This is a genomic window from Micromonospora sp. NPDC005324 (assembly GCF_040607155.1).
Lineage (GTDB): Bacteria > Actinomycetota > Actinomycetes > Mycobacteriales > Micromonosporaceae > Micromonospora > Micromonospora trifolii.
The window spans coordinates 45324-72256 of the sequence record NZ_JBEXGE010000008.1; the positions used below are offsets into that span (position 1 = coordinate 45324).

Genomic DNA, 26933 nt, shown 5'->3' on the forward strand with positions numbered 1-26933 from the left:
GGTCGGTCCAGTCGATTCGAGGAACGTGAGGGAGGTGGCACCGTGAAGATCTTCACCTATGAGCGTCTGACGGCGATGCCGTCTGTCTGCGCTCCGCTGTCGGCTGTCCGGGTGGCCCTTGCGGCTGCACGACCGTCGGTTCCACAGGTGCACCAGGTTCAGGCCGAGCTGATCCTGACCGTCGCGCCCGCTGGAGTCGAGGGGACCAGTGGCTTCACGGGCAATGGCATCCGGGTCGCCAAGAAGCGCATGGATGTCCGCGGCGTTCCACCTCGAGGTAAACCGGTCTGACCATCAGACTCCGGCTCACCTCGAGGCCGCGGAACCCGCTTACCGGGATCCGCGGCCTCAGTTTTTTGCCCGCCGTAAGTACGTCGGAATGCGATCCACGAGATCGAAGTGAGAGAGAGGTGACCGGGAGATGAGTCTGGCGTTGGCCCCCCTCGACATGAGCGTCGAGATGGAGGCGAACCTGCCCTGCCGGAAGTTCGACCCCGACCTGTGGTTCTCCGACTCGCCCACCGAGCTCGAGCTGGCCAAGTCACTCTGCGGGGACTGCCCGCTGCGTGTCGAGTGCCTGGCCGGAGCCGTTGAGCGAGCGGAGCCCTGGGGCGTCTGGGGCGGCGAGATCTTCGAGCGTGGCGCGGTTGTCCCGCGTAAGCGGCCCCGTGGCCGTCCGCGTAAGGAGGACGTCGCCCGTGACGCCGAGCTTCGGGTCGAGGCCGAGGCGCGCTTGGCGGCCAGTGGGCTGTCCGAGGTGCGTGGCGCGGTCCGGCTGGCAGCCTGACATGTTCCCGACCCGTTCCAACTACGCCGGTGGTACACCGGCAGTGAGTGAGAAAACGATGTTGAACGTTCCGAGTGGAGCCTTCGAGATGCAACTACTCCACGAAGCGTTGACCAGGGCTCGAATGCGCCGGCCTCAGGCCGGTCGTACCACCACGAGCACTGAGGCAACCCGATCCGCCCGCACCGTCGCCATGACCGGCCGCAACCAGGCGGCTCGCGACCTGGGCGTTCTCTAGTACCACCCCACGCAGAAGGGCGGGTGCCGACCGGCACCCGCCCTTCCCCATGTCGTCAGGCGCCGGTGCCTCGTCGTGGTCAGGCGACCGGGGCGAAGCCGGGCAGCCAGCGCTCCAGGATGCTCCGGTAGGGGGCCTTCGCCTCCAACTGGCAGAGCACCCCGATCGACCCGAGCGTCACCCGGTGGATCAGCAGGTACGACGGAGGCAGGTTGAGCTGCCTGCTCAGCTGGTACGTGGGGGAGCGGGGGCTGGCCAGCCGACCCGCCTCGGCCCGTAGCCAGGCCCGCGTGAACCGGAAGCCGTCCGCCGCGATGGGCTCCAGCATGGGGCGGATGAAGTCGAGCACGCCCTCGGCGTCGATCTCCTCGGCCGAGCCGATGAACCCCTCCGACCGCAGCCCCGCCACGACCTCGTCGGCATCGCCGCGCAGGGCCATCGCGGCGATACGACCGATCGGCTCCGGGGTGCCCTCCGGCATCCGGGCCACCGCACCGAAGTCGATCACCCCGAGCCGGCCGTCGGGCAGCAGCCGGAAGTTTCCCGGGTGCGGGTCGGCGTGCAACAGCCCGGCCCGCTGCGGCGCGGAGAGGTGCAGGGTGGCCATCAACCGGCCCGCCTCGTCCCGGTCCTCCTCGGTGCCCTCGCGGATGATGTCAGCCAGCGGGGTGCCCGTCACCCATTCGGTGACCAGCACCCGGGGCGCGGCGTTGACCACCTCCGGGATGTAGATCTCCGGGTCGTCGGCGTACGCGGCGGCGAAGGTGCGCTGCGACTCAGCCTCCAACTCGTAGTCCAACTCCTCGGTGATCCGTTCGCGCAGCTCGGCCAGGAGCGGCTTGACGTCGAGGCCGGGCTGGATGGCCCGGAACATTCCGCCCAGTCGGGAGAGCTGCTTGAGGTCGGCGAGCAGGGCGTCGCCTGCCCCCGGATACTGGATCTTGACCGCCACGTCGCGGCTGTTGGGTTCGCCCGACTCGTCGAAGCCCGGCTCGCGCCACCGCGCCCGGTGCACCTGGCCGATGCTGGCGGCGGCGGCCGGAACGTCGTTGAACTCGACGAACAGGTCCCGCCAGTCGGGGCCGAGCTGCTCGGCCAGCACCTTGTGCACGCTGGCGACCGGCAGCGGCGGGGCCGCCTCCTGCAACTTCGTCAGCGCCTGCCGGTAGGGCGCGGCGATCTCCTCCGGCAACGCGGCCTCGAAGACCGACAGCGCCTGCCCGAACTTCATCGCCCCGCCCTTGAGCTGGCCCAGCACGCTGAACAGCTGCTCGGCGGTGCGCTGCTGAATCTCCGCGGAGATCACGTCGGAGGCCAGCCCGGTGACGCGCTTCCCCATCCCGAGAACGGTCCGGCCGGCGAAGCCGAGCGGCAGGGCGGCGAGCTTGGCGGTGCGGGACACGGCGCGGCGCGGGATGTCGGTCACTCGGTCATTGTTACCGACCGGAGGGCCCCGCTGCTGCTCTGCGGCCGGGCTGGTGCGGACACTCGGCCCCGCGAGCACCCACAAGCCGGGTGTGGCGGCCAACCCCGACGACGGAAACGGCCGGCACCGGTGATCTCCATGGCGCTACCCAGCGTCTCCGGCTGGCCGCCGTCCAGCTGCGTCAGCGCCTCGGCCAGCGCGTACCCGCAGGCGGCGAACAGCGTGCCGGTCGTTCCGGCGGCCGCCGGGTCGGCGGCGGCGAGTTGCGCGGCGAGCCGGGGCCAGTCCGGGTCACGGTCGGCCCGGTGCAGCTCGACGCAGTACAGGCAGGGCCCGGCGGGTGGGCGGACCAGCGGCCCGATCACCGGTACGCCCTCTCGCAGCGTGACCAGCAGGTGCGGCTGTCGGCGCTGGGCGAGGCCGGCGGCGAGCAGTGCGGGAGGCCGGTCCGTGCCGCACTGGATCACCAGGTCGATCCGCCCGGCGCGGCTGGGGTGGGTGCCGGTGCCCGGTGCGACGCGGTTGACCGCAGCTCGCACCGCCGGCGCCAGTGGGCGACCAAGTTCGGTGGCGGGGATGCCAGTGCCGATCAGGTCGACGGGGCGTACCGGGCCGGTGAGCTGGGGAATCACCTGCCCCACGCCGGACTGGGCCAACGCCACCGTCAGCGGCCCGCCGAGCGCGCCGGCGCCGCTGAGCAGGACGCGGGCCGCCCGCCGCCGACGCAGGACCTGCGCGGGGCTGCCGGGCAGTCGGGCGGCGGCCAGGGCCAGCGCGCCGGCCTCCGCCGCGAGCCGGGCACGGACCGGGCCGGTCAGGTCGCGGGGGAGCAGGCTGTGCGCGGGCACCAACAGGCCGGCGGCCCGCAGGGTGTCGAGCAGGGTACGCGCGTCGTCGGCGCTGACCTGGGCGGCCGCAGCCTGGGCCAGCACGGTGCGCTCGCTACGGGTGCCGTCGAGCAGGTCGAGCAGGTGGGCGGCGCGGGGGTTTGCCAACTCCAGGAGGACTGCCGGCCCAGGGCCGATGCCGAGCTGGAGGGTGTGCCGGTCCCGCCAGAGCCGGTTGAGGCCGGGCAGCAGGGTGGGGCGGGGCAGTGCGGTGCGGCTCATGGTCACGAATCGTGACCGCATCTTCGCGTTCGGTCGATCGTTGTCCACAGGCGGCCAGGCCGCTGTCCAGCGTTATCCACAGGATTTGAAGGGTTTTCCACAGCCCCTCATGCCTGTTGTCGGTCACCCGACAGGGCTTCTGTTGTCGGGTCACCCGACAGGGCTTTGTTGTCGGTCACCCGAAGGGCTACCGACGCCGGTGGCACCGAACTCCCGATCGGCAACGGGGGTGGGATGGCCACCGGCCACCCCACCCCCGTTCACCCGTTCGGGTCAGACCTTGGCCTTGCCCAGGATGCGGTTCACTGTTGTACCGCATACCGGACACTTGCCCTTGGCCATGTTCATTCCGGTCTTCGAGACCTCGACGTGTCCCTCGAAGTCCCGCTTCTCCTTGCACTTCACGCAGTAACCGTTGTAGGTCGTCTGGGCCTGGTCGGCCACGGTGCCCTCCTCGTCTCGTCCGCCGGTCAATGCCGTTCCGGCGGGGTGCCCGGCGGCGGGCCACACAAGGCGCCGGCGCTGGGTCTCACTCCGCGGCCACCTTCGTGACCGCTGGTCCGCGGACCCTACCCAGGTCTGGGCAGTTCCATGTCAGCTGTGCATCGACACTGTGAGCAAGTCGACGTCGAGAGTGTGCATGGCGAAATAGGTCGGATAAGTCAGTTTGGCGGGGACACGCCGACCAAACCCTGACAGCCACCCGTGCGAGTGCCCCCGCGGCGGCATCCGGGGCGGTGATCACCTACGGTGGGGACGTGCCGCGCACCGGCGCCATCGCCGTTCACCAAGGGTGACGAGATGGCGCGATGGCGCTGAGGTCAAGAAATTTTCGGGACGCCTGGCGACCAATCACCATTTTCTGGGCGCGTGTCGTGCGGTTGACTCTTGCGGACCCCTGGTCAGTGGGCATTAGCTGTCCTTCGTGACACGTAGTCGAGGCTGCGCGGGCCAGTGATGGCGGGGACGCGCAAGCCGGTCGTCGAGGTGCGGCGCAGCCAGCGTCGGCGACGCACGGTGTCCGCGTACCGTGACGGTGAGCGAGTGGTCGTCCTCATCCCCGACCAGTTCTCCCGTGCCGAGGAGAGCGAGTGGGTCGACCGGATGCTCGCCCGGCTCGCCGCCCGGGAGGGGCGCCTCGCCCGCTCCGACGCCGAACTGCTGGCCCGCGCCCACCGGCTCATCGACCTCTACCTCGCCGGGTACGCCACGAAGGCGGTGCCGGCCAGCGTCCGGTGGGTCACCAACCAGAACGGCCGGTGGGGCTCCTGCACGCCGGCAGACCGCAGCATCCGAATCTCGCACCGCGTCCAGGAGATGCCCGAATGGGTGATCGACTACGTGTTGCTGCACGAGTTGGCGCACCTGATCGTGCCCAGCCACAACGCCCGGTTCTGGGCATTGGTCGGTCGCTACCCCAAGTCGGAACGCGCCCGCGGCTACCTCGAAGGGGTCGCTGCCTGCGCACCGCTGCCCACCTGATCCCACACCCCGCGTCCGAGCCGGGGCGCCGCGCGTCTGGATCCACTCGCGGTTCTGAATACCGCGCTGTTGGGGGCTCCGGGACACCGCGACTTCAATGAAACCGAGTCGATCATGTCGGCGAGCCCCGTTCAGCTAGGCGGGTCGGGTGGCCGTGCGGGGCGGGGCGCTAGGGTCGGGGGATGGCGCGACGGGTGGTGGTGGCGTTGCTCGGGCCGGTGCACTGGTCGCCGCCCGGCGTCGACCTGGCGCAGTGGCGAGCGGCTCTCGCGGAAGACGTGATCGACCTGTTCGCCACGCTCAACGAGGTGGAGGTCGCCGTCGCGGTGACCCCGGCCGACCGGGCTCTGGCCGATGCCCTGGTGTGGCCCGGCACGGCGGTGTACGAGGTGGCCGAGCCGACACCGAACGCCGTCTTCGCCGCGCTGGAGGGGTACGACCAAGCGGCCGTGCTGGTCAGTGACGTGCCTGACCTGCCCGCACTGACCGTCGGCAAGCTGCTCCGCCCACTCACCAGCCGGCCGGTCGCGGTGGCCCCGGTCGAGGGCGGCGGCCCGGGTCTGCTCGGGGTCGCGGTACGACTGCCCGCGCCGGACTGGCTGCCCACGCTGGAACTGGACACGGCGACGCCGGCTGAGGCGCGCGCCAACGCACCGCGCCCGGGTGACGTGGCGGTCACCACCGGCTGGCGACGACTGCGCGGCCCGGCCGACCTGGCCACGCTGGACCCGGCCTTCGAGGGCTGGGAAGCGACCCGCGCCCTGCTCTCCGGGTCGGGCCGACCCACCTGAACCGTCGGCACCGCCGAACGCGCCACGGGTGCCCGCTGTCGATCTGCGGGCACCCGTGGCGCAAGCCGTCGATGCGCGGGCGTCAGGCCTTGGCGTCGCCCTCGCCGTCGGTCTCGTCCGACGGACCGGACCGGCCCGGCTGATCCGACTGGCCCGGGGCCTTCTCCTCCACGCCGCCGGGGGCGGTGAAGTCGAAGCTGTCCAGCTCGCTGAGGTCCGTGTCGTTCATCGCGAAGGCGACCGGGTCGGCGAAGTCGTCGTCCGACGGGAGCAGGTCCGGGTGGCCCCAGACGGCGTCGCGGCCCTCGATGCCACGGTGCTGGGTGAGCGCGGCCCAGAGCGCCGCGGCCTCGCGCAGTCGGCGGGGGCGCAGTTCCAGACCGACCAGCGCGGCGAAGGTCTGCTCGGCGGGACCGCCGGCGGCCCGGCGACGACGGAAGGCCTCGCCCAGCCGGACGACGTTGGGCAGCCGGTCGCTGGCGGCGCTGTCCACGACGTGGCACACCCAGCCCTCGACCAGGGCGAGTGCGGTCTCCAGGCGGGCCAGTGAGGCCTTCTGTGCCGGAGTGTCCTCCGGGGTGAAGATGCCCTCCAGGGCGATCGCCTGCATCGACTCGGGGTCGGTCGGGTCGACCCGGCCCATCGCCTCCTCGATCGCCTCCCGGTTGACCCGGATGCCCGAGGCGTACATCTCGACAGCGCTGAGCACATGCCCACGCAGCCACGGGACGTGCTGGAACAGCCGCTGGTGGGCGGCCTCGCGCAGCGCCACGTAGAGGCGGACCTCGTCCTCGGGCAGCTCCAGGCCCTCGCCGTACGCCCGGATGTTGGCCGGGATCAGCGCGGCCGTGCCGGCCGGGCCGAGCGGCAGCCCGATGTCGCCGGCGGAGAGCACCTCTGCGGCGAGCGAACCGAGGGCCTGGCCAAGCTGGCCGCCGAAGAGCGCGCCACCGAGGGAGGCCACCATCGACTGCATCGGGCCGAGCTGGGCGCGGGCCTCCGGTGGCACCAGGTCGCCCATCGCGCCGACCATCCGGCTGGCGACCGGGTCGCACAGCTTGCGCCACACGTCCAGCGTCTTGAAGATCCACTCGTTGCGGTTCCACGCAACGGGGTTCTGGATGCCGGAGGGCCACGCCGAGGCGGGCTCCAACCACAGGTCGGCAAGGCGCAACGCCTCCTCGACAGCGTTGCGCTCGTACATCGACACCGCCGGGTCACCGGCGGCCGCGAGCTGGCTGGCTGCTACCTGCCGGGCCAGGTCCCAGTTGACCGGCCCGCTGCCCGGCGCGGAGAGCAGGTGCTGCAACTGCGACATGAACTGCTGCATCTGCGCGGGATCGTTGGGGTCTGGTGGCTGCCCACCCGGGAGCGCGAAACCGAACGGAATATCAGGCACGCCATCTACGGTACGCGGACCGCGCCCCAGGTAGCCGCCGCTGGCGTTGCGCTGAGGGCGAAGTCGCGCGGCGCATCCGGCGGGTGACCCGCGACCGGTCGGTACGCTCTGCGGCATGAGACGTCGTGGCCTGACGGTCCTGCTCGGTGCCCTGTTCACCGCCCTGCTGAGCATCGGGGTGCTCCGGGTGCCGATTCCGTACGTGGTGCTGGGCCCGGGGCCGACGGTCAACACCCTCGGTACGACCGACGGCAAGGAGGTCATCCAGGTCTCCGGTCGGGAGACCTCGACCTCGGCCGGTCAGTTGCGGTTGACCACGGTGGGGGTGCAGCCCACCGTGCGGTTGCGAGGGGCGATCGCGGGCTGGTTCTCCGACGACGAGGCGGTGGTGCCGCGTGAGCTGGTCTACCCGCCGGGGGAGTCGACGGAGCAGGTCGAGCAGCGCAACGCCGAGGACTTCAAGGCGTCGCAGACCAGCGCGGAGACCGCCGCGCTGCGGGAGCTGGGCTTTCCGGTACAGGTGGTGATCAAGACCGTGGCCGGGGACGGCCCGGCGGCCGGGGCGCTGAAGGCCGGCGACCTGATCACCTCGGTCGACGGCCAGCCGGTGCCGGTGGCCGCGAAGGTCACCGAGCTGGTCCGGGCCAAGCCGGCGGGCACGGCGTTGACCATCGGCTACACCCGTGACGGCGCGCCGGCCACCGCGACGGTGACCAGTCAGGAGCAGGACGGCCGACCGCGAATCGGCGTCGAGATCGATCAGCAGCAGCCGCACCCCTTCACGCTCGGCATCGACCTGGGGGACATCGGCGGCCCGAGTGCCGGTCTGATGTTCGCCCTGGGGATCGTGGACAAGTTGACCCCGGCCGACCTCACCGGCGGCCAGGTCATCGCCGGCACCGGCACCATCGACGACGAGGGCGCCGTCGGCCCGATCGGCGGGATCGCGCAGAAGCTGGTCGGCGCCAAGCGCGCCGGGGCGAAGGTCTTCCTGGTGCCGGCGGACAACTGCGCCGAGGCGGTCCGCAATCCACAGCCCGATCTGCCGCTGTTGCGGGTGGGCTCGTTGGACGAGGCGATGACCGCTCTGGAGGCGTTGCGCGCGGGTGGTCAGCCGACGCGTTGCTGACCGGTGTGACCGTGCCCCGACACGCTCAGGAACAACCCGTACTCTGGGTGCCTGGTCGGAGCCGATCATATCGAGCGTGCGGAGCCAACAGTGGTCATGCGTAGCAGCAGCCCCCTCCCGAGGATGAGCCGGCGCGGGCGCGTCACCATCGCGGTCCTGGTCGGGGTTTTCGTGCTCTTCACCCTGCTCGGCTGGGGTGTCCAGGCGTGGACCGACTGGCTCTGGTTCGACGAGGTCCGCTACACCGAGGTCTTCACCGGTGTCCTGCTCACCCGGTTGGTGCTCTTCCTCGCCATCGGCCTCGGCATGGCGGTGATCGTCGGCGGCAACCTGTGGCTGGCGTACCGGTTGCGCCCGCGACTGCGTCCGCACTCGGTGGAGCAGGCGACCCTGGAGCGCTACCGGATGGTGCTCAGCCCGCGTCTCGGCACCTGGATCTCGCTGACCGCCGCGGTGGTCGGGCTCTTCGCCGGTCTCTCCGCGCAGAACCGCTGGAACCAGTGGCTGCTCTTCCGCAACGGTGGTGACTTCGGCATCAAGGACCCGGAGTTCGGTGTCGACATCGGCTTCTACGTCTTCCAACTGCCGTTCTGGCGTTACCTGCTCGGGGTCGCCTTCACCGCTGTGGTGCTGGCCGTGATCGGCGCGCTGGCGGTGCACTACCTCTTCGGCGGGGTCCGCCTGCAGGGCGTCGGCGACCGGATGAGCAACGCGGCCCGCGCGCACCTGAGCACCCTGGTCGCTGTCTTCGTGCTGTTGAAGGCGATCGCGTACGTGTTGGACCGGCGGGCCATGCTGCTGGAGTACAACGAGGGCGCCAAGTTGTACGGCGCCGGCTACGCCGACGTCAACGCGTTGCTGCCGGCGAAGGAGATCCTCGCCTACATCTCGATCGTGGTCGCCATCGCGATCCTCGTGTTCTCCAACGCCTGGATGCGGAACCTGGTCTGGCCGGGGATCTCGCTGGCGCTGCTCGGTGTGTCCGCGGTGGCCATCGGCGGCATCTACCCCTGGGCGGTGCAGACCTTCGAGGTCAAGCCGAGCGCCAAGGACAAGGAAGCGCCGTACATCCAGCGCAGCATCGACGCGACGCGGGCGGCGTTCGGGTTGGGGGCCACCGAGACGACGCCGTACGCGGCGAACAACCTCACTCCACCGGGGAACCTGGCCACCGACACGTCGGTGGTGTCGAACGTGCGGCTGCTCGACCCGCAGTTGGTCAGCGAGACGTACACCCAGCTCCAGCAGGTGCGTGGCTTCTACGACTTCGGTCCGAAGCTGGACATCGACCGGTACGGGGTGAACGGGAAGGTGACCGACTACGTGGTCGGCGTCCGGGAGATCAACTACGGTGAGCTGACCGACCAGCAGAACACCTGGATCAACCGCCACACCGTCTACACCCACGGGTACGGCCTGGTGGCCGCCCCGGGCAACCAGGTGGTCTGCGGCGGGCAGCCGTTCTTCGTCTCCGGCTTCCTCGGCGAGAAGACCCAGGAGGCGTGCTCCTCGCAGACCGAGCAGATCCCGGCCAAGCAGCCGCGCATCTACTACGGCGAGCGGATGGCGGCCGACGACTACGCCATCGTCGGGCAGGCCGACCCGAACAAGAAGGCCGAGTTCGACAGGCCGGTCGGTGAGGGTGGCGGCGAGTCCTACACCTACACCGGTGAGGGCGGCGTGGAGATCGGCTCCTTCACCCGGCGACTGCTGTACGCCATCAAGGAGCAGGAGTCGAACTTCCTGCTCTCCGAGGCGGTCAACGAGGACTCCAAGCTGCTCTACGTGCGTAACCCGCGCGACCGGGTGGAGAAGGTCGCGCCGTTCCTCACCCTGGACGGCGACCCGTACCCGGCGGTGGTCGACGGTCGGGTGCAGTGGATCGTGGACGGCTACACCACGGCGGCCTCCTACCCGTACGCGGAGAAGGTCAACCTCCAGACCGAGACCACCGACGAGTTGACCAACCGGGGCACCTTCCAGCTCGCCCGGGAAGACGTCAACTACATGCGCAACTCGGTGAAGGCCACCGTCGACGCGTACGACGGCACCGTCAAGCTCTACGAGTACGACGACACCGACCCGGTGCTCAAGGCGTGGAACAAGGCGTTCGGCGGTGACCTGGTGCTGCCGAAGGCGGAGATCCCGGTCGAGCTGAGCGAGCACCTGCGCTACCCGGCGGACATGTTCAAAGTGCAGCGCAACCTGCTCACCAAGTTCCACGTGACGAACCCTGGTGACTTCTACTCCGCACAGGACTTCTGGCAGGTGCCCAACGTGCCGGACGCTCCGGACAGCGGTCAGAAGCAGCCTCCGTACTACCTGTTCACCCAGTTCCCGGGGCAGGAGAGCCCTCGGTTCCAGCTCACCTCGGCGGTCACCCCGAACGGCCGGCAGAACCTCGCCGCGCTGATCTCCGGGTCGTACGTCGACGGGCAGCCCCGGCTGGAGGTGCTGGAGTTGCCGGATCAGACCCGCGTCTCCGGCCCGGTGCAGGTGCACCAGCAGATGACCAACAACGCGAACATCCGTCAGCAGCTCAACCTGCTCTCCAGCAACCAGGCGCAGGTGCAGTACGGCAACCTGCTCTCGTTGCCGTTCGCCGACGGGATGCTCTACGTCGAGCCGGTCTACGTGAAGAGCAACCAGCAGGACGCGTACCCGCTGTTGCAGAAGGTGCTGCTCTCGTACGGTGACGGCGGCTCCTTCGTGGCGCTCGCCGACAACATCAACGACGGCATCAAGCAGTTGGTCGAGCAGGGTAAGAAGGCCGGGCAGGGCACGTCGCCGCCGCCGACGACGGGGGGCAACCCGACGACCCCGACGCCGACGCCGACGCCTTCGGGGACGGCGGCGCCAACTCCGACCCCGAGCGCCGGCACCCCACCGCCGACCGGTGACCTGGCTGCCGCCGCGGACCGGGTGCAGACCGCGATCACCGAGGTCCGGGCCGCGCAGACGTCGGGCGACTTCGAGCGGTACGGGCGTGCGCTGAAGGCCCTCGACGAGGCGCTCACCGCGTTCCAGCAGGCGCAGCAGGCCGCTGGTGCGCCGGGTGCCAGCCCGAGCGCCGGCGGCTGACCCGCCACCACCGGGAGTACGTCTCGGAGCCCCCGTCGTCGGACCGCACCGGTCCGAACGGCGGGGGCTCCGCCGCGTCCGGAACCGGGCTCCTGTCACCTCGCCGACAGGGCGCGGCTGGGCCGCAACCTGCGGCGCCGGTCCACCGTCCTCAATTGCAACGGGGTGGATGAGGGGGAGCAGTTGTGAGGGACGGGCAAAGCTTCGATGACTTCTACCGCAGTACGACGCGGCGGATGATGCGGTACGGCTACGCCGTGGTCGGCGACTACAACGAGGCGCAGGACCTGGTGCAGGAGGCGTACGCCCGGGCCTGGCGGCAGTGGGGAAGGTTGTCGGCGCATCCGGCGCCAGAGGCGTGGCTGCGGCTGGTGGTGGCCCGGTTGGCGACCGACCGCTGGCGGCGGCTGCGCGGTCTGCGGGGCGCGTTGCGGTTGGCGGGGCCTCCGCCGTCGGTGTCTCCGCCCAACGAGGACAGCGTGTTGCTGGTCCAGGCCCTGCGTCAGGTGCCGGCGACCCACCGGCGAGCGTTGGCGCTGCACTACCTGTTCGACATGCCGGTCGAGGAGATCGCCGATGAGATCGGCGTACCCGTTGGCACTGTGAAGTCCTGGCTCTCCCGGGGTCGGGCCCGACTCGCCGCGTTGCTGCCCGATCTGGCTGTCGTGGAATTGGAGGCCACCGATGTCGCGTGAACTGTCCGAGCTGTACAGGTCCCTCGCCGCCGACGCTGACGCTCGCGAACTGGGCCTTCCTGACGTCCTCCGGCACCAGGCCGACCGTCGGGCCCGGTTCCGTGCGGCCGGGGGCACCCTCGCCGTGGCGCTGGTGGTGGTGGGCGCGGTGATAGGCGGCCAGGTGGTCGCTCCGCCGTCGACGTCCGTGCCCGCGCCGGCCGGCACGCCGACGCCGTCGGTGTCGCCGTCTCCGAGCGCGACCGGCGGTTCGCCATCGCCGTCCGTCTCGCCGACGACGCCCGGCCGCACTCCGAGTGCGACGGCTACGTCTCCGGGTACCGACGCGCCGCAGCCCCCCAGGACGCCGACGCGCATTCCGGATCGGGCGTTCTATGCGATCCCGCCGAGCAACGACAACGGCATCGCGCCGGAGTTCCGGGACGAGGCCGTGCTGCCGGACCTGTGTGGCGCATACATCGGGGGTGAGGCGATCGTGCACCGCCGAACCCGGCTCCTGATCTACAAGCTGCCGCAGGCCCCCAAGGGGCAAGTCCCGTACGGCAGCTACACGCACTCCATCACGATCTACCGGGCCGGGCGCGCCGACGACGTGCTGAGGGAGTTGCGGCAGGCGGTGCGGGACTGCCCCGAGCAGGACTGGTCGAGCGGCGGCGGTTCCGTGCGGAGCAGGCAGCGGCTGCTTCCCGACAGCGGGTTCGGCGACGAGTCGGTGCTGTTCGAGATACGCAACGCGGGTCAGGACGTCAACGGCACGCCGACCGGTGCGGACGAGGTTCGCCTGATCCGGGCGATCCGGATCGGCGACGTGGTGACCATCCTCTCGGAGCATGGCTGGGAGGGCACCTCCAGCGATCGGGCGCAGGTCGACGCGGACGGTCGCCGCGCGGTCGCCGCCATCCGGAGGTGGCTTGACTGACCGGGGTGTCGGCCGCTGTCCGGCGGATTCGGGTGTCGTTTTGCGGGGCCCGGGGGTGGTGCGCTACGGTTAGCGAGCCGACGCGGGGTGGAGCAGCTCGGTAGCTCGCTGGGCTCATAACCCAGAGGTCGCAGGTTCAAATCCTGTCCCCGCTACAAGTGCGAAGCCCGCCTCCGGGTCACCGGAGGCGGGCTTTCGACTTTCTGGCAGGCGGGCCACAGCGGTTGGTGACCCCCGCTGATCATCGCTCTGAACGGGTGGGTTAGTCTTAACCAGTCGACGCGGGGTGGAGCAGCTCGGTAGCTCGCTGGGCTCATAACCCAGAGGTCGCAGGTTCAAATCCTGTCCCCGCTACCACTGAAAGTGATATGAGTCCGGCCCCCACAGTGTGGGGGCCGGACTTCTTTGGTGCCGCTGCGCAATGAGGGGTCCGGTGGGGCGCCGTGCGCCGCGGCGGGGGTGAGGGCGTTGCGCGCCTGCCCGGAGGGCTGCTGGACCAACCGGTCCCGTGATTCGGCGTGGACCGACGTGCCGAGGTTGCGCCCTTCGGCGAGGATGGGCACATGTCTTCATTCGGTAAGTGGTGGGGCCGCCTGAGCGCGGTCTTCGGTGCGGTCGTACTGGCGGTCTTCGTGCCCGTCGCTGCCTGGGCGTCAACGGGCACCGGCGAAATCGTGGTGGAGGCCGCCCGGCGGCGAGGCCGCAGTGGCTTCGGGGTGCTCCCGCTGCTCTGCTGCCTGGTGGTGGTCGCGATCGTCGTGTTCCTGGTGCTGCGTCTGATGCGCAACCGCCGGGGTGGCCCGCCGCGCTGAGCGGGCCCGAGGCTCGACGGGTCACCAGCGGCCGGCTTTGCGCCGGCCGCCGGTGTTCACACCGCCAGGGCCGCGATGGCCTGGGACAGGAAGCGCGCGGTGGCCTCGCGGGTGCCGTCGCGCTTGACGCGGATGCGCTCGGCGGCGGCGACCAGCAGGGTGCGCACCTTGGCGTGCCCCTTGGGCGGCGGCGCCGGCGCCGGCCCGAGCAGGTCGGCGATGCTGGCACCGAAATCGGCGGCACGTCGCTGGGCCGGGTCGGTGATGCTGCCCTCGGCGTAGCGGCGGACCGCGGCACTGGCGTTCAGCCCACGCTCGTGGCCGAGAACGGCGCCAACCTCACCATTGGTGGTCAGAAAGTTGATCACGTCGGCGACCGTGTCCGGGTGGCGGGTGCCCCGGAACCCCGCCCAGTACATCGACGCTCGCGCCCACTGCGCGCCCGGCGGGCCGGGAACGCCGACGATGCCCAACTCGGACTCGGTGAGACGTTGCAGCTCCGGTAGCTGGTGCGACCAGGCGAAGGACGCCGCCGTCACCCCGCTCACCACCAGTTGCCGGGCCGGCTCGCCGCTGTCGGCCTGCTCGATCAGTGCCGCGCTCGGCGTGGCGCGGTCCCGGCGGGCCCGCTGCCACAACTCGAACCACGCGATCAGCTCGTCCGCGCCGAAGCCGAGCTGGTTGCCCCGGTAGAACTCGCCGCCCTGCGACCGCAGCCAGAGCCAGAGCGCCCGGTAGTCGCCCGACCCGTCCATGGTGCCGGCCACGCGACGGTCGCTGGCCTCGGTGACCTGCGTGGCCCAGGAGATGTAGTCGGCCCAGGTCATCCCGGCGCGCGGCTCCGGCATCTCCAGCTCCCGCAGCAGGTCCCGGTTGAACACCACGACGGCGTGGGTCTGCCCGGCGGCGACCGCCATCGTCCGCCCCTCCACCGTGCCGTAGCGGATCAGACCCTCCGGCAGGCCCCGAAGATCCAGGTGGCGGTCGGTGAGGTCGAGGATGACCTGACGTTGGGTGTACTCGGTCAGCATGGCGTCGTCGATCTGGATCAGGTCCGGTACGTTGCCGCCGCTCGCCTGGGTGGCCAGCCGGTCGTAGTAGCCGTCGGCGCCCTGCCAGGTGACCCGGAACGTGACCCGGGGGTTGCGATCCGAGTAGAGCCGCAGCGCCTTCTCGGTGAGCTCGGCCCGCTTGGTGCCACCCCACCAGAAGACCGACAGCTCGACGGGCCCGTCCTGGGTCGAGGTGGCGGCGCCGTCGCTGCATCCCGCCAGCGCGCCGGACGCGAGCAGAGGTGCGCCGAGCAGCGCGCCGAGCAGTCGGCGCCGGCCCGGGTCGGCGCCGAGGCGGACGAGCGGCTGTCGAACAACGGGCACGGGGCTCTCCTGGACCTACGGGGGTGGCGGTCGGACCATTCACGCAGGCAGCGCACGAAGGTGTCAACGTCCGTCCGGTCACCCTCGGTCGGGTGGTCGAATCAGGCCCGCCCGATGTCGCGTGGTGTACTAGGGCGCGTGGAACTTCTGCACTCGGGCAAGGTCCGGGACGTCTACGCCGACGGCGACGACCTGATCCTGGTGGCCTCGGATCGCATCTCGATCTACGACGTGGCGCTGCCGACACCGATCCCGGACAAGGGTCGCCTGCTCACCGCGCTCTCGCTCTGGTGGTTCGAGCAGCTCGCCGACCTGGTGCCGAACCACGTCATCTCGGCCACCGACGTGCCCGCCGAGTTCGCCGGGCGGGCCATTCGCTGCCAGCGGCTGGACATGGTCCCGGTCGAGTGTGTCGCTCGCGGTTACCTGACCGGTGGCGGCCTGCGGGAGTACGAGCAGACCGGCGCGGTCTCCGGCGTGCCACTGCCGCGAGGGCTCGGCGAGGCGTCGATCCTGCCCGAGCCGATCTTCACGCCGTCGAGCAAGGCCCCGATGGGTGCGCACGACGAGCCCATCACGTACGACGACGTGGTGGACAAGGTGGGTCAGGCCACCGCCGAGCGGCTCCGGCAGATCACCATCGACATCTACCGGCGCGGCGCCGAGCTGGCCGCCGAACGGGGAATCCTGGTTGCCGACACCAAGATCGAGCTGGGTTGGGCGCCGGACGGCACCCTGGTCCTCGCCGACGAGTTGCTCACCTCCGACTCGTCGCGGTTCTGGCCGGCCGAGTCGTACCAGCCGGGCCGGGTGCAGTTCTCCTACGACAAGCAGTACGTGCGGGACTGGGCCACCGGCAGCGGCTGGAACAAGCAGGCCCCCGCCCCGGACATGCCGGCCGACGTGGTCGAGGCGACCCGGGCTCGCTACGTCGACGTCTACGAGAAGCTCACCGGCAACCGCTGGAAGTGACCGCCGCAGCGGCGGTCACTCCACCCAGTCGAGGGTGCGCTGCACGGCCTTGCGCCACTGGTGCAGCTCCTTCTCGCGCAGGTCCGGGGCCATGGCCGGCTCCCACTGCGCGTCGGAACGCCACTGCGCCCGCAATGTGGCCAGGTCCGGCCAGAAACCGACCGCCAGACCGGCCGCGTACGCGGCGCCCAGGCAGGTGGTCTCGGTGATCCGGGAACGGACCACCGGCACGTCGAGCACATCGGCGAGGAACTGCATGAGCAGGCCGTTGGCGGTCATCCCGCCGTCCACCCGGAGACGGCGCAGCGCCACATCCGAGTCGGCGTTCATCGCGTCGACCACCTCGCGGGTCTGCCACGCCGACGCCTCCAGCACCGCACGCGCCAGGTGCCCCTTGGTGATGTAGCCGGTCAGGCCGGCGATCACCCCGCGGGCGTCGCTGCGCCAGTGCGGAGCGAACAGCCCCGAGAACGCCGGCACCACGTAACAGCCGCCGTTGTCGTCCACGGTGCGGGCCAACTCCTCCACCTCGGCGGCGGTGGAGATCAGCCCGAGGTTGTCCCGCAGCCACTGCACCAGCGAGCCGGTGACCGCGATGGCGCCTTCGAGGGCGTACGCCGGCGGTTGGTCCTTGATCCGGTAGGCGACCGTGGTGAGCAGGCCGTGCGTCGACGGGACCGGGCTGGCGCCGGTGTTGAGCAGTAGGAAGCTGCCGGTGCCGTAGGTGCACTTCGCCTCACCCGGCTGGAAGCAGGTCTGCCCGAACAGAGCGGCCTGCTGGTCGCCGAGCGCACTGGCCACCGGCACCCCGGCGAGCACCCCGCTGGCAGTGCCGTACACCTCGGCGGAGCAGCGGATCTCCGGCAGCATCGCCGCCGGAACGCCCATCGCGTCCAGCAGCTCCGGGGCCCAGTCGAGGGTGGTGAGGTCCATCAGCATGGTCCGGCTGGCGTTTGTCACGTCGGTGACGTGCTCGCCGGTCAGTTTCCAGATCAGCCAGCTGTCCATGGTGCCGAAGAGCACCTCGCCGCGCTCGGCACGCTCGCGCAGGCCGTCCACCTCGTCGAGCAGCCAGCGCAGCTTCGGCCCGGCGAAGTAGGTGGCCAGCGGCAGGCCCGTGCGGGCCCGGAACTGCTCCTCGCCGTACGCCGAGGCGAGCTCGCGCAGCAGCGGCCCGGTCCGGGTGTCCTGCCAGACGATGGCGTTGGCCACCGGGCGGCCGGTGGCCCGGTCCCAGACGACTGTGGTCTCCCGCTGGTTGGTGATGCCGACGGCGGCCAACCCGGACGTGTCGGTGCCGGCGGCGCGCAGCGCCTCGGCGACCACCTGCTGGACGTTGTCCCAGATCTCCTCGGCGTCGTGCTCCACCCAACCCGGTCGGGGGAAGATCTGCCGGTGCTCGCGCTGGGCCGCGGCGACGATGTCCCCGGCCCTGTCGAAGACGATGCACCGCGAGGAGGTGGTGCCCTGGTCGATGGCGGCGACGTACTGGGGGGTCACCGCAGCACCGTACCCGGACGGCGGCGCGGCGCGACAGGCGTCGCGGCGGGTTCCGGCCCGCCGCCGTCGGCGGCCGTCGGCTTCCCCTACGATGTGCGAACGTGCGCGACATCGCAGTTTTCAGTGGAACCGCCCATCCCGACCTGGCTGCCGAGATCTGCGCCCACCTGGGGGTGCCGCTGCACCCGGTGCGGGTCTCCCGGTTCGCCAACGACTGTCTGGAAGTCCAGTTGCAGGCCAACTGCCGGGAGCGGGACGTCTTCCTGATCCAGCCGTTGGTGCCGCCGGTGCAAGAGCACCTGGTCGAGCTGTTGCTGATGATCGACGCCGCCCGGGGCGCCTCCGCCGGTCGGATCACTGTGGTGCTGCCGCACTACGCGTACGCCCGGTCGGACAAGAAGGACGCGCCACGGATCTCGATCGGCGCGCGGCTCGTCGCTGACCTGCTCACCTCGGCCGGAGCGGACCGGGTGCTCGCGATGACACTGCACTCGCCGCAGGTGCACGGCTTCTTCAGCGTCCCGGTGGATCACCTGCACGCGCTGCGGGAGCTGGCCACCCACTTCCGGCGCTACGACCTCAGCAACACTGTGGTGGTCTCGCCCGACCTGGGCAACGCCAAGGAGGCCGCGGCATTCGCCCGGCTGCTCGGCACGCCTGTCGCGGCCGGGGCGAAGCAGCGGTTCAGCGACGACCTGGTCAAGATCAGCGCTGTGATCGGCGACGTGGCCGACCGGGATGTCATCGTGCTGGACGACGAGATCGCCAAGGGCAGCACTGTGGTCGAGCTGATGGAGCATCTGCGCGGCCTGAAGGTCCGGTCGATCCGGCTCGCCTGCACGCACGGCCTCTTCTCCGGCGACGCGTTGCAGCGGCTCAGCGACCAGGACGGCGTCCTGGAGATCGTCTGCACCAACACGGTGCCCATCCCGGACGCCAAGCGGGTTCCCAAGCTGCAGGTCCTGTCGGTGGCCCCCGCCCTGGCCGAGGCGACGCGCCGAATCCACAACGGAGAATCCGTCTCCGCCCTCTTCGCCTGACCCGCCCTCGCCCGTCCCCTGACCCGCGCGATCTTGCACTTTGTGTCGCCGGGATGAGCGGTTTCGGGTGGTTAGTCGGGACAGAAAGTGCAAGATCGCGTGCAAAGAGGGGGCGCGGGGTCAGCGTGGGGTGCGGTTGTGGATCGTCAGGCCGGTGGTGATGCGGACTGTGGTGCCGGCGGTGCCGGTCACGACCTCCATCGCGTCGGTCAGCTCGCGGGCCAGCCAGAGGCCCCAGCCGCCGGCGGTGTCCGGGGCGGGTCGAGTGCGGTCGCCCAAGCGTTGCGGGCTGATCCCGTGCCCGTGATCGGCGACCTCGCAGACCAGCACACCCGACTCGTGCCAGAGCCGCAGCCACCCGCGCCCGCCGCCGTGTCGCACCGCGTTCGTGATCAGTTCGTTGATCGCCAGCACGAAGTCGTCCAGCCGTTGGCCACTGAGACCCGAGGCGTGCGCGCAGGAGATGACCGAGTGTCGAATCTCGGTCACCTGGGCCTGGTCAAAGGCTTCGGCGATCAGGAGGGCAGGGTCGATGGGCACAACCGTACGCGGTGCGTGCGGATCTGCGTTCGTCATGGGCCCGTCCCGGCGGCGCATCTCGGAGTATTTCGCGGCTTTTCCACCGTACGTCAGGGTTTCCCGAACCGCACTCGCTGCTCGCCGTGCGCCGGCCCGGTTATGGCATCCTGACCGCCATGCCGTCGCCGCCGGGTGGGTTCGAGGTGCCGCTGTGGCGTGCGCTCACCGTGTTCAGGCTGGCCTCCCTGGCGTACGTCTGCGCGCTCGCGGTGCGCGACGCCGACCGGTACGCCCACCCGTACGCCGTCGGCGCCCTGATCCTTCTGATGATCGCCTGGACCGGCGTGACAGCGATCGGGTACGCCCGACCGGCCTGGCGGCGCTGGCCGCTGCTGCTGGCCGACCTCGGAGTGGTCGTGGCCATCGTGCTGGCCACGCCGTGGGTGGTCGGCCGGGCGGCGCTCACTCACGGCGTACCCACCCTGGGGGTGGCCTGGATGGCCGGCCCGGTGCTGGCCTGGGCCGTCTCCGGCGGCCGGCGGCGGGGCACTGTCGCCGCGCTGCTGGTCGCCGGCGCGGACCTGGCCACCCGTGAGCGGATCGGCCAGTCCTCGTTCACCGGGGTGATCCTGATGCTGCTCGCCGGGGTGGTGGTCGGGCACGTGGCCCGGCTGACGGCGAGCGCCGAGGAGCGGCTGCAGCGCGCGGTGGAGCTGGAGGCCGCCACCCGGGAGCGGGAGCGGCTGGCCCGGGACATTCACGACTCCGTGCTCCAGGTGCTGGCGCTGGTGCAGCGACGCGGCGCCGACCTGCCCGGCGAGGCCGGCGAGCTGGCCCGGCTGGCCGGCGAGCAGGAGGTTGCCCTGCGGGCGCTGATCGCCGGCGGCGGCCCGGCCGCCGCGAGCCTCTCCGACGGCGGCGAGGCGGTGGACCTGCGGACCCTGCTCGGCCGGTACGCCTCGGCGGCGGTGGCGCTCTCCGCCCCGGCCACCCCGGTGCCGCTGCCCCGACGGGTGGCCGGAGAGTTGGCCGCCGCGACCGGCGCGGCGCTGGACAACGTGGGGCGGCACGCCGGTGGGCGGGCCTGGGTGCTGATCGAGGACGAGGGGGCGACGGTAACCGTGTCGATCCGCGACGAGGGGCCGGGCATCCCGGACGGTCGGCTGGACGAGGCCGCCGCCCAGGGTCGGCTCGGCGTGACCCAGTCGATCCGGGGTCGGGTGGCCGACGTGGGCGGGACGGTGCGGATCATGTCCGCCCCCGAGGCGGGCACCGAGATCGAGCTGAGCGTGCCGAGGTCACAGCGGTGAACCCGATCCGCGTGATGGTGGTGGACGACCATCCGATGTGGCGGGAGGGCGTGGCCCGCGACCTGACCGAGGCCGGTTTCCTGGTGGTGGCGACCAGCGGCGAGGGACGACAGGCCATCCGGGTGGCCGCCGCCGCCCGGCCCGACGTCGTCGTCCTCGACCTGCAACTACCCGACATCTCCGGCGTCGAGGTGATCCTGGGGTTGCGTGCGGCACTGCCCGCCGTGCGGGTGCTGATGCTCAGCGCCAGCGGCGAACAGCAGAGCGTGCTGGACGCGGTCAAGGCCGGGGCCACCGGCTACCTGGTGAAGTCCACAGCACCCGCCGAGTTCCTGGAGGCGGTGCACCGCACCGCGGCCGGCGAAGCGGTCTTCACCCCCGGCCTGGCCGGGCTGGTGCTCGGCGAGTACCGCCGGCTGGCCGCCGGACCGGGGCGGGGGACCGGCCCGGCCGGGGCTGCCGAACCCGCGACGCCCCAGCTCACCGAACGGGAGACGGAGGTGCTGCGGCTGGTGGCGAAGGGGATGTCGTACAAGCAGATCGCCCAGCGACTCGGCCTGTCGCACCGCACTGTGCAGAACCACGTGCAGAACACCCTGGGCAAGCTGCAACTGCACAACCGGGTCGAACTGACCCGGTACGCCATCGAACGCGGCCTGGACGACTGAGCGGACGTCAGACCGAGCGCGGCGGCTCCGTCTCGTGGATGGCCAGCTCCTCGGCGGTCGCTCCGCCCCCGGCCGATCCGGCGTCGTACGCCACCGAGTCGGTCTCCTGGTCGGTGTGCGACCCCTCGTCCGGTTCCACCAGCCGGCCCACAGTGGCGTCGGCCACCGTGCCGAGCTGACCATGGTCGTAGAGGGAGACCGGTGAGTTCGGGTCCGAGGTCGGCCCGGGATTTATCACGTCGGCGTCCAGCTGAGCCTCCGCCGCGGCTTCCAGGTTGTCCGCCTCGAAGGCGATCTTCGGGTCGATGGTGCCGGCCAGCGGGTCGTCCGCCGGGCGCTCGTAGACCTCGCGGTTGAGCTTGTAGTCCAACGACTCACCGTCGAGCTGCTCCTGGGCGGTCGTTCCGAACCGGTCAACCGCCACCGGCGTCCGATCGCCGGGCAGTTGGGCCGGGTCCGGGCCGTCCGCCTCGCGCCCGGTGAGGACGTCGTCGTTGGCGGTCGAGTCGTCATCGGCGGTGTCGGGCAGCCCTTGCGCCTCGGTGTCGGACAGGGGGGTCGGGTACTCGTTGTCGCGCATGTCTGATCACTACCCGCTGCCCTGCCGCCATAACCGGGCGGGCTCCGGCGGTACGTCGCCGAACGGGGCGCCGATGGCGAAAGCCCCGTCAGGCGGCCTCGTCGTCGGGGTGCAGCACACACCAGACGACCTTGCCGTCCGGTACGGCACTGCTGCCCCAGCGGCGTGTCACAGTGTCGATCAGCAGCAGGCCCCGGCCGCCGACCCGGGTCGGCGGGGATATCCCGGCGAACGTCGGCTGACGCGGGGAGTGGTCGCGAACCGCCAGGTGCAGGGTGCTCTCCTGGGGTGCCAGCCGAACCGTCATCGGGGTCCGGGCGTGCGCCACCACGTTGTTGACCATCTCGGTGATCGCGATGCACGCCGGGTCGGTGAGCGTCGGCATGCCCCAGCGCTCGCAACCGGTGGTGACCAGCTCGCGCGCCTGCCGCGCGGCTCCCACCGCCGGAGCCAGTTCGGCGGTGAGCACCGCCGCCAGTGGTGTCGCCGCCACAGCGGCCAGCGCCCCGTCGAGCGTCGGCCAGGCCGGCACCCCGGCGAGCGCGGCGTCCGGATGGGCGGGCCCGTCCACCGCCGGGTCACACAGCAGCAGGTCCGCGGCGGGCCAGTCGGCGACCTCCCGGCGTACGTCGGCGAAGACGCCCCGCCCGGCCGGGTCGACGACCCGCAGGCCGGTCACGTCGGCCACCACCGGGCCGGGCCGGGCCAGCAGACGGGCGAGCAGCGCGCCGCGTAGCGCCTCGGCGCCGGCGGCATCGAGCACACCGGTCAGCCGGACCACCGCTGACGACTCGTCGATCTCCACGAGACAGCTCGACATGATCGCCCCATTGTGCGCGCCGGTGACGGTCAGCGCATTCGGGCGCTCAACATCGGCCATCATCGGTCCGACCGGGAGCGGCGGTTGATGGCCGCCAGGGTGCCGACAGCGGTGCCGGCGGCGGCCAGACCGAACGCGGCGGTCATCCGCACCACCTGTCGCCGGCGACCGTGCCAGCCACCGTCCTGGCGTGCCTGAGCATCGGCGTGGAACACGTTGCCGCTGCTGTCCACCCGGGCGCCCGGGCCGAACTGGGTGCGGTGGGCGTACCAGCCGAGGGTGCGCTCCACCAGCGCGGGGGCCAGCCGCCACTGGAGGCCGATCAGCCGGGCCGCGCCGCCGGCGTACGCCTCGCGGCGGGGCCGGCGCAGCAGCCGGACGATGGTCTCGGCGACCACCTCCGGCGGGTAGACCGGAGGAGGCGGCACCAGCTCCCGGCCGCTGTGGTTGCCGCTGTGCCGGAAGAACGGCGTGTCGATCGTGGCCGGCAGCACGGTGCAGACGGAGATGTGACCGCGACCGGTGACCCGCAGCTCCTGTCGGACGGTGTCGGCCAGCCCGCGGATGCCGTGCTTGGAGGCGTTGTACGCCGACTGGTACGGCATGGCCACCTCGGCCAACACCGAGGCGTTGTTGACGAGCACACCGCCACCAGCGGCGCCCAGGTAGGGCAGGGCCGCCTTGATGCCGTGCACCGCCCCGAGCAGGTTGACCTCCAACACCCGGCGGAACTCGGCGACCGGGATCTCGTCGAACAGCCCCACGGCGCTCACCGCGGCGTTGTTCACCCAGGCGTCGATGTGGCCGAACTCGGCCGCCGCCTGCTCGGCCAGCCGCCGCACCGACTCCGAATCGGTGACGTCGGTCGGCACGACCAGCGCTTGGCCGCCCAACTCCCGGCAGCGCTGCGCGACCTGTAGCAGGGCGGGCTCGCTGCGGGCGGCCAGCACGACGGCGGCGCCCCGGCGGGCCAGTGCGTACGCGGTCGCCGCGCCGATCCCGCTGGACGCGCCGGTGATCACCACTGTCGAATCGTCGAGGCTGCGGGTCAGCGGCATTGTCCAGCGGTACCCCCGGCCGGGCCTGGTCACACCGCCGACGGCTTGTCGATCATCGTCGAACCGTGCTGTCGCGTGCCGGGTGTGCTTGTCGTGGCGCAAGTGTCGGTGGCACTCGCGCGGACTCTTCCCGATCTGCCAGGTTTCGGCTCAGCGTCGCGGGGTTAATGGGACGCTCTGACCGGGAGGACCACCGCCGAGGAAAAGATCGCAGGGAGGTGACCCATGCGCGTCGGCCTCGTCTGCGCGCACGCCAGTTCCTACCGCCACGCCGACGGCCCGCCGGTCGGCACCCGCCAGCACACCGCGCGGGTCGCCGCCGAGCTGGCCGAGCGAGGCCATGACGTCCGGCTCTACGTGCGCCGCGACGACCAGACGCTGCCGGCGACAATGACCGTCGACGGCTATCAGGTGCATCAGGTGCCCGTCGGCCCGCCCACCCCACTACCCACCGCCGAGCTGATCCCGTACGTGACGGAGGTCGGTCGCTGCCTGGCCGACGACTGGTCGGGTGCCTGGCGGCCCGAGGTGGTGCACGGGCACTACTGGGTCGGTGGCCTGGCCGCCGCGCACGCCGTTCGGGAGACCGACATTCCGGTGGTGCAGACGTTCCACTCGCTCGGCATCGAGCAGCTGCGTCACCTGGGCGGCCACTACGACGGGCCGGGCCAGCGGATCACGCTGGAGCGCGCGTTGACCCGGGCGGTCGACATCGCCGTGGCACAGTCCAACGACGAGGTCGACGAGCTGACCCGGATGGGTCTGCAGCGCAGCTCGGTCGCGTTGGTGCCGGCCGGCGTGGACATCGACCTGTTCCATCCCGACGGCGAGGCCGCACCGCGCGAACAGCGGTCCCGGATCCTCTCGGTGGGCTCGCTGGCCGCCGGGCACGGCCAGGAGGACCTGATCCGGGCCATGCGGCTGGTCGGTGACGCCGAGCTGGTGATCGCCGGCGGGCCGCCGGCCGACCAGTTGGCCAACCACGCCGAGGCGCGCCGGCTGCGCGAGCTGGCCGAACAGCTCGGCGTCGTCGACCAGGTACGGCTCGTCGGGGCGGTGCCGCACGACCAGATGGCCACCTGGTACCGGTCGGCGGACGTGGTCGCCTGCACGCCGCACTACTCCTCGGCCGGGCGGGTCTCGCTGGAGGCGATGGCCTGCGGGGTGCCGGTGATCGGCTACGCGATGGGCGGCTTGGCGGACGCCGTCGTCGACGAGGTCACCGGCCGCCTGGTGCCCCCCGGCGACGTCCGCGCACTCGGAGTGTCGATGCGCCGGCTGCTCTCCGACAACGCCGGCCGGTTCGCGTACGGGCACGCCGCTGTGGACCGGGTGCGCAGCAGCTACACCTGGGAGCGGACCGCCGGAGCGTTGGAGCGTCTCTACGAACGGGTGGTGAGTCGCCGCAAGCCGGTCGAGGCCTGAGCTGGCGGTGCTGTGGCAGCCCTGCCGTGGTGCGGTGCCGGATGGTCAGCCCGGCCGACCGGCACCGACCATGGCGCGGTCCCGACGGCGCGCCACCGAGCGGTGCTGCTGCGGTTCGGCGTACCGGGTCAGGCCGATCACCGCGGCCAGGGTGACCAGGAAGCCGGCCGCGGCCAGCCACTCCCGCCCCGGCCAGATCTTGTCGTTGAGCAGCAGCAGGCCGACGATCGCGGCCGGCACCGCACCGGCCGCGTCCATCGCGGCGACGGCGGCCGTCGTCGAGCCGCGCTGCATGGCCAGACCGAGCAGCAACTGGCCGACGATCGAGTGGACGATCAGCAGATAGAACAGCGGGTCGGCGAGGAACGCCTCGGCGGACGGCGCGGATGCCAGTGGCCGGGCGGCGACCGCGGCCGAGCTGAACGCCAGCCCGGCGAGTGCGCCGAGGGCCACCGACCCCGGCGCCCCCCGAAGCCGGACGGCGAAGACACCGAGCACCGCGATCACGCCCAGCGCCACCAGCAGGGCGATCGAACCGGCGGTGCCGAGCTGCTTCGACGGCGCCGGCCGGGCGGACAGCACCAGCGCGGTGATGCCCGCGAAGAGCAGCGCCAGCAGCACCACCTCCGCCGCCGGCAGCCGCCACTTGAGCACCAGCACCCCGAGGATGGCGGTCACCCCGAGCCCGGCGGCCACGCTGGCCTGCACGAGGAACAGCGGCAGGTCCCGTCGGGCCAGGAAGGCGAGCACGAAGCCGCCGATCTGACAGCCGAGGCCGATCAGGTACGTCCGGTGCCCGGCGAGGCGCAGCAGCAGGCCCGGATCGAAGGTGTGGTGGACAGTGGTGCGGGCCGCCGCCACCGACTGGAGCAGGTTGGCGAAGCCGTACGCGACGATCATCGCCGCGAGAAAGCACCAACCGGAGGAGACCACCTGGCGAGGATAGAGGTTGCCGGGGGTCAGCGCTCGGCTGGTCGATTGAGGCGGGCGAGGATGTCGGCGTGCAGCACACCGTTGGTGGCCACCACGCTGCTGTCGGTGCCCGGAGCGCCGGCGGGGGCCGGTTGTCCGGTCAGATCCGTGACCGTGCCACCCGCCTCCGTGACGATCGGCACCAGCGCCGCCACGTCCCACAGTGACAACTCCGGCTCGGCCATCACGTCCAGTGCGCCCTCGGCCAACAGCATGTAGCCGTAGAAGTCGCCGTACGCCCGGTTGCGCCAGCTGTCCCGCATCAGGTCGAGCACCGCGTCGAGCCGCCCGGCGTCCTCCCACCCGTTCAGTGACGAGTAGCAGAAGCTGGCGTCCGCGACCCCACGCACCGCGGACACACCGATCCGTTCGCCGGCGTCGGGGCCCGGCCCGGCGTACGCGCCCGCGCCCGCGCTGGCCCACCAGCGCCGTCCGAGCGCTGGTGCGGACACCACGCCGACCGCCGGCCGGTCGCCGTCGTAGAGCGCGATCAGGGTGGCCCAGATCGGTACGCCACGGACGAAGTTCTTGGTGCCGTCGATCGGGTCGATGATCCAGCGGCGGCCGTTCGGGTCGGCGGACGGCTGCGCGCCGTACTCCTCACCGAGCAGGCCGTCGGCCGGTCGGCGCTCGGTCAGCAGGGCGCGGATCTCCCGCTCCACGGCGGTGTCCGCGTCGGAGACCGGGGTGAGGTCGGGCTTCGCCTCGACGCGCAGGTCGAGCGCGCGGAACCGGGCCGTGGCAATGGCATCGGCCCGGTCGGCGAGCAGGTGGGCGAGGGCGAGGTCGTCGGCGTACCCGGTCATGCCGGCAACCTAGCCCACG

Annotated in this window: 26 protein-coding genes and 2 tRNA genes; 16 read left to right on the top strand and 12 right to left on the bottom strand. The window is 71.5% G+C overall.

The window, feature by feature from the left end; all coding sequences use genetic code 11:
• The first annotated feature begins 42 nt into the window (after nt 1-42).
• Entirely contained in the window at nt 43-291 is a 249-nt protein-coding gene (locus ABZS40_RS10665) for a hypothetical protein (protein WP_354943086.1), read from the top strand.
• A gap of 130 nt (nt 292-421) precedes the next feature.
• On the top strand, nt 422-787 hold the full coding sequence (locus ABZS40_RS10670; protein ID WP_030490434.1) for a WhiB family transcriptional regulator: 366 nt from the start codon (nt 422-424) through the stop codon (nt 785-787).
• A 317-nt stretch (nt 788-1104) separates the two neighbouring features.
• On the opposite strand, the gene ABZS40_RS10675 is transcribed toward ABZS40_RS10670, so the two are convergent.
• The 3 genes from ABZS40_RS10675 to ABZS40_RS10685 all read right to left on the bottom strand — a co-directional run bounded on the left by ABZS40_RS10675 (nt 1105) and on the right by ABZS40_RS10685 (nt 4004).
• The gene (locus ABZS40_RS10675; RefSeq protein ID WP_354943087.1) at nt 1105-2451 is read right to left on the bottom strand and encodes an AarF/ABC1/UbiB kinase family protein; all 1347 of its coding nucleotides are present in this window, start codon (nt 2449-2451) and stop codon (nt 1105-1107) included.
• Nucleotides 2448-3560 carry a hypothetical protein gene (locus ABZS40_RS10680; RefSeq protein ID WP_354943088.1) on the bottom strand — a complete coding sequence of 371 codons (1113 nt, stop codon included), beginning with the start codon at nt 3558-3560 and terminating at the stop codon, nt 2448-2450. The genes ABZS40_RS10675 and ABZS40_RS10680 overlap by 4 nt, the downstream gene beginning before the upstream one ends.
• Nucleotides 3561-3833: 273 nt before the next feature.
• Nucleotides 3834-4004 carry a DUF5679 domain-containing protein gene (locus tag ABZS40_RS10685; protein WP_167457767.1) on the bottom strand — a complete coding sequence of 57 codons (171 nt, stop codon included), beginning with the start codon at nt 4002-4004 and terminating at the stop codon, nt 3834-3836.
• A 513-nt stretch (nt 4005-4517) separates the two neighbouring features.
• On the opposite strand from ABZS40_RS10685, the gene ABZS40_RS10690 reads away from it, so the two are divergent.
• Both ABZS40_RS10690 and ABZS40_RS10695 read left to right on the top strand, forming a co-directional pair.
• A complete protein-coding gene (locus tag ABZS40_RS10690; RefSeq protein WP_354943089.1) occupies nt 4518-5042 on the top strand; it encodes a M48 family metallopeptidase in 525 nt (174 codons plus the stop codon).
• 182 nt (nt 5043-5224) lie between these two features.
• A complete protein-coding gene (locus tag ABZS40_RS10695) occupies nt 5225-5833 on the top strand; it encodes a hypothetical protein (protein ID WP_091406135.1) in 609 nt (202 codons plus the stop codon).
• Nucleotides 5834-5915: 82 nt separating this feature from the next.
• Here the strand turns inward: ABZS40_RS10695 and ABZS40_RS10700 are convergent, their stop codons facing one another.
• Nucleotides 5916-7232: a zinc-dependent metalloprotease gene (locus tag ABZS40_RS10700; RefSeq protein WP_354943090.1), complete on the bottom strand. Its 1317-nt coding sequence runs from the start codon at nt 7230-7232 to the stop codon at nt 5916-5918.
• Nucleotides 7233-7347: 115 nt separating this feature from the next.
• On the opposite strand from ABZS40_RS10700, the gene ABZS40_RS10705 reads away from it, so the two are divergent.
• The 7 genes from ABZS40_RS10705 (at nt 7348) to ABZS40_RS10735 (ending at nt 13868) form a co-directional block, all read left to right on the top strand.
• A complete protein-coding gene (locus ABZS40_RS10705; protein WP_354943091.1) occupies nt 7348-8361 on the top strand; it encodes a PDZ domain-containing protein in 1014 nt (337 codons plus the stop codon).
• A gap of 96 nt (nt 8362-8457) precedes the next feature.
• Entirely contained in the window at nt 8458-11442 is a 2985-nt protein-coding gene (locus ABZS40_RS10710; protein WP_354943092.1) for a UPF0182 family protein, read from the top strand.
• Nucleotides 11443-11627: 185 nt separating this feature from the next.
• Nucleotides 11628-12137, top strand: a complete 510-nt coding sequence (locus tag ABZS40_RS10715) for a SigE family RNA polymerase sigma factor (RefSeq protein WP_354943093.1) — start codon at nt 11628-11630, stop codon at nt 12135-12137.
• Nucleotides 12127-13056, top strand: a complete 930-nt coding sequence (locus tag ABZS40_RS10720) for a hypothetical protein (RefSeq protein WP_354943094.1) — start codon at nt 12127-12129, stop codon at nt 13054-13056. The genes ABZS40_RS10715 and ABZS40_RS10720 overlap by 11 nt, the downstream gene beginning before the upstream one ends.
• A gap of 81 nt (nt 13057-13137) precedes the next feature.
• Nucleotides 13138-13211 (top strand) — tRNA-Met (locus ABZS40_RS10725).
• A gap of 125 nt (nt 13212-13336) precedes the next feature.
• Nucleotides 13337-13413: transfer RNA gene (locus ABZS40_RS10730), tRNA-Met, on the top strand.
• 206 nt (nt 13414-13619) lie between these two features.
• On the top strand, nt 13620-13868 hold the full coding sequence (locus ABZS40_RS10735; RefSeq protein WP_354943095.1) for a hypothetical protein: 249 nt from the start codon (nt 13620-13622) through the stop codon (nt 13866-13868).
• A 56-nt stretch (nt 13869-13924) separates the two neighbouring features.
• Here ABZS40_RS10735 and ABZS40_RS10740 read toward each other — a convergent pair whose 3' ends face one another.
• Entirely contained in the window at nt 13925-15244 is a 1320-nt protein-coding gene (locus tag ABZS40_RS10740) for an extracellular solute-binding protein (RefSeq protein WP_354943096.1), read from the bottom strand.
• Between the two features lie 138 nt (nt 15245-15382).
• Here ABZS40_RS10740 and ABZS40_RS10745 point away from each other — a divergent pair, with 138 nt between their 5' ends.
• Nucleotides 15383-16216: a phosphoribosylaminoimidazolesuccinocarboxamide synthase gene (locus ABZS40_RS10745; protein WP_354943097.1), complete on the top strand. Its 834-nt coding sequence runs from the start codon at nt 15383-15385 to the stop codon at nt 16214-16216.
• Between the two features lie 15 nt (nt 16217-16231).
• On the opposite strand, the gene glpK is transcribed toward ABZS40_RS10745, so the two are convergent.
• Nucleotides 16232-17716, bottom strand: a complete 1485-nt coding sequence (gene glpK, locus ABZS40_RS10750) for a glycerol kinase GlpK (RefSeq protein WP_354943098.1) — start codon at nt 17714-17716, stop codon at nt 16232-16234.
• Between the two features lie 101 nt (nt 17717-17817).
• Here glpK and ABZS40_RS10755 point away from each other — a divergent pair, with 101 nt between their 5' ends.
• Nucleotides 17818-18756, top strand: coding sequence for a ribose-phosphate pyrophosphokinase (locus tag ABZS40_RS10755; protein ID WP_328652263.1), 939 nt, complete (start codon nt 17818-17820; stop codon nt 18754-18756).
• A 120-nt stretch (nt 18757-18876) separates the two neighbouring features.
• Here the strand turns inward: ABZS40_RS10755 and ABZS40_RS10760 are convergent, their stop codons facing one another.
• The gene (locus ABZS40_RS10760; RefSeq protein ID WP_354943099.1) at nt 18877-19332 is read right to left on the bottom strand and encodes an ATP-binding protein; all 456 of its coding nucleotides are present in this window, start codon (nt 19330-19332) and stop codon (nt 18877-18879) included.
• A gap of 119 nt (nt 19333-19451) precedes the next feature.
• On the opposite strand from ABZS40_RS10760, the gene ABZS40_RS10765 reads away from it, so the two are divergent.
• Both ABZS40_RS10765 and ABZS40_RS10770 read left to right on the top strand, forming a co-directional pair.
• Nucleotides 19452-20585, top strand: a complete 1134-nt coding sequence (locus tag ABZS40_RS10765; RefSeq protein WP_354943100.1) for a DUF5931 domain-containing protein — start codon at nt 19452-19454, stop codon at nt 20583-20585.
• A 14-nt stretch (nt 20586-20599) separates the two neighbouring features.
• Nucleotides 20600-21253 carry a response regulator transcription factor gene (locus ABZS40_RS10770; RefSeq protein ID WP_354943234.1) on the top strand — a complete coding sequence of 218 codons (654 nt, stop codon included), beginning with the start codon at nt 20600-20602 and terminating at the stop codon, nt 21251-21253.
• 7 nt (nt 21254-21260) lie between these two features.
• On the opposite strand, the gene ABZS40_RS10775 is transcribed toward ABZS40_RS10770, so the two are convergent.
• The 3 genes from ABZS40_RS10775 to ABZS40_RS10785 all read right to left on the bottom strand — a co-directional run bounded on the left by ABZS40_RS10775 (nt 21261) and on the right by ABZS40_RS10785 (nt 23711).
• Nucleotides 21261-21833 carry a DUF5709 domain-containing protein gene (locus tag ABZS40_RS10775; RefSeq protein WP_354943101.1) on the bottom strand — a complete coding sequence of 191 codons (573 nt, stop codon included), beginning with the start codon at nt 21831-21833 and terminating at the stop codon, nt 21261-21263.
• Nucleotides 21834-21921: 88 nt separating this feature from the next.
• Complete coding sequence (locus ABZS40_RS10780; RefSeq protein ID WP_354943102.1) at nt 21922-22653, bottom strand: ATP-binding protein; 732 nt, start codon at nt 22651-22653, stop codon at nt 21922-21924.
• A gap of 59 nt (nt 22654-22712) precedes the next feature.
• Nucleotides 22713-23711, bottom strand: a complete 999-nt coding sequence (locus ABZS40_RS10785; protein ID WP_354943103.1) for an SDR family oxidoreductase — start codon at nt 23709-23711, stop codon at nt 22713-22715.
• Between the two features lie 225 nt (nt 23712-23936).
• Here ABZS40_RS10785 and ABZS40_RS10790 point away from each other — a divergent pair, with 225 nt between their 5' ends.
• Nucleotides 23937-25136 carry a glycosyltransferase gene (locus ABZS40_RS10790; RefSeq protein ID WP_354943104.1) on the top strand — a complete coding sequence of 400 codons (1200 nt, stop codon included), beginning with the start codon at nt 23937-23939 and terminating at the stop codon, nt 25134-25136.
• Between the two features lie 45 nt (nt 25137-25181).
• Here the strand turns inward: ABZS40_RS10790 and ABZS40_RS10795 are convergent, their stop codons facing one another.
• Nucleotides 25182-26036, bottom strand: a complete 855-nt coding sequence (locus ABZS40_RS10795) for a hypothetical protein (RefSeq protein ID WP_354943235.1) — start codon at nt 26034-26036, stop codon at nt 25182-25184.
• 59 nt (nt 26037-26095) lie between these two features.
• Entirely contained in the window at nt 26096-26914 is an 819-nt protein-coding gene (hisN, locus tag ABZS40_RS10800) for a histidinol-phosphatase (RefSeq protein WP_354943105.1), read from the bottom strand.
• Nucleotides 26915-26933: the final 19 nt, after the last annotated feature.

Coding starts and splice junctions, on each gene's coding strand:
- ABZS40_RS10760 (WP_354943099.1), bottom strand. CDS start 19,332: ATGACGAACGCAGATCCGCACGCACCGCGTACGGTTGTGCCCATCGAC.
- hisN (WP_354943105.1), bottom strand. CDS start 26,914: ATGACCGGGTACGCCGACGACCTCGCCCTCGCCCACCTGCTCGCCGAC.
- ABZS40_RS10695 (WP_091406135.1), top strand. CDS start 5,225: ATGGCGCGACGGGTGGTGGTGGCGTTGCTCGGGCCGGTGCACTGGTCG.
- ABZS40_RS10705 (WP_354943091.1), top strand. CDS start 7,348: ATGAGACGTCGTGGCCTGACGGTCCTGCTCGGTGCCCTGTTCACCGCC.
- ABZS40_RS10775 (WP_354943101.1), bottom strand. CDS start 21,833: ATGCGCGACAACGAGTACCCGACCCCCCTGTCCGACACCGAGGCGCAA.
- ABZS40_RS10735 (WP_354943095.1), top strand. CDS start 13,620: ATGTCTTCATTCGGTAAGTGGTGGGGCCGCCTGAGCGCGGTCTTCGGT.
- ABZS40_RS10690 (WP_354943089.1), top strand. CDS start 4,518: ATGGCGGGGACGCGCAAGCCGGTCGTCGAGGTGCGGCGCAGCCAGCGT.
- ABZS40_RS10770 (WP_354943234.1), top strand. CDS start 20,600: ATGGTGGTGGACGACCATCCGATGTGGCGGGAGGGCGTGGCCCGCGAC.
- ABZS40_RS10670 (WP_030490434.1), top strand. CDS start 422: ATGAGTCTGGCGTTGGCCCCCCTCGACATGAGCGTCGAGATGGAGGCG.
- ABZS40_RS10710 (WP_354943092.1), top strand. CDS start 8,458: ATGCGTAGCAGCAGCCCCCTCCCGAGGATGAGCCGGCGCGGGCGCGTC.
- ABZS40_RS10795 (WP_354943235.1), bottom strand. CDS start 26,036: ATGATCGTCGCGTACGGCTTCGCCAACCTGCTCCAGTCGGTGGCGGCG.
- ABZS40_RS10780 (WP_354943102.1), bottom strand. CDS start 22,653: ATGTCGAGCTGTCTCGTGGAGATCGACGAGTCGTCAGCGGTGGTCCGG.
- ABZS40_RS10680 (WP_354943088.1), bottom strand. CDS start 3,560: ATGAGCCGCACCGCACTGCCCCGCCCCACCCTGCTGCCCGGCCTCAAC.
- ABZS40_RS10790 (WP_354943104.1), top strand. CDS start 23,937: ATGCGCGTCGGCCTCGTCTGCGCGCACGCCAGTTCCTACCGCCACGCC.
- ABZS40_RS10720 (WP_354943094.1), top strand. CDS start 12,127: ATGTCGCGTGAACTGTCCGAGCTGTACAGGTCCCTCGCCGCCGACGCT.
- ABZS40_RS10765 (WP_354943100.1), top strand. CDS start 19,452: ATGCCGTCGCCGCCGGGTGGGTTCGAGGTGCCGCTGTGGCGTGCGCTC.
- ABZS40_RS10785 (WP_354943103.1), bottom strand. CDS start 23,711: ATGCCGCTGACCCGCAGCCTCGACGATTCGACAGTGGTGATCACCGGC.